This is a genomic window from Pseudomonas oryzagri, assembly GCF_020831405.1.
Lineage (GTDB): Bacteria > Pseudomonadota > Gammaproteobacteria > Pseudomonadales > Pseudomonadaceae > Geopseudomonas > Geopseudomonas oryzagri.
On sequence record NZ_JAJHPU010000032.1, the window covers coordinates 1 to 1,055 of the forward strand.

Annotated in this window: 1 rRNA gene; it reads left to right on the plus strand. The window is 52.1% G+C overall.

The window, feature by feature from the left end:
* Nucleotides 1-1,055: ribosomal RNA gene (locus tag LMJ29_RS11890) — 23S ribosomal RNA — on the plus strand; the annotation flags it as partial.

Below are 1,055 nucleotides of genomic sequence, written 5' to 3' on the forward strand. Positions count from 1 at the left end.
GACCATCCTCCAAGGCTAAATACTACTGACTGACCGATAGTGAACCAGTACCGTGAGGGAAAGGCGAAAAGAACCCCGGAGAGGGGAGTGAAATAGAACCTGAAACCGTATGCGTACAAGCAGTGGGAGCCTACTTTGTTAGGTGACTGCGTACCTTTTGTATAATGGGTCAGCGACTTATATTCAGTGGCGAGCTTAACCGTATAGGGGAGGCGTAGCGAAAGCGAGTCTTAATAGGGCGTTTAGTCGCTGGGTATAGACCCGAAACCGGGCGATCTATCCATGAGCAGGTTGAAGGTTAGGTAACACTGACTGGAGGACCGAACCCACTCCCGTTGAAAAGGTAGGGGATGACTTGTGGATAGGAGTGAAAGGCTAATCAAGCTCGGAGATAGCTGGTTCTCCTCGAAAGCTATTTAGGTAGCGCCTCACGTATCACTCCAGGGGGTAGAGCACTGTTTCGGCTAGGGGGTCATCCCGACTTACCAAACCGATGCAAACTCCGAATACCTGGAAGTGTCAGCGTGGGAGACACACGGCGGGTGCTAACGTCCGTCGTGAAAAGGGAAACAACCCAGACCGCCAGCTAAGGTCCCAAAGTTGTGGTTAAGTGGTAAACGATGTGGGAAGGCTTAGACAGCTAGGAGGTTGGCTTAGAAGCAGCCACCCTTTAAAGAAAGCGTAATAGCTCACTAGTCGAGTCGGCCTGCGCGGAAGATGTAACGGGGCTCAAACCACACACCGAAGCTGCGGGTGCATCGCAAGATGCGCGGTAGAGGAGCGTTCTGTAAGCCTGTGAAGGTGAGTTGAGAAGCTCGCTGGAGGTATCAGAAGTGCGAATGCTGACATGAGTAACGACAATGCGAGTGAAAAACTCGCACGCCGAAAGACCAAGGGTTCCTGCGCAACGTTAATCGACGCAGGGTTAGTCGGTCCCTAAGGCGAGGCTGAAGAGCGTAGTCGATGGGAAACAGGTTAATATTCCTGTACTTCTAGTTACTGCGATGGAGGGACGGAGAAGGCTAGGCCAGCTTGGCGTTGGTTGTCCAAGTTTA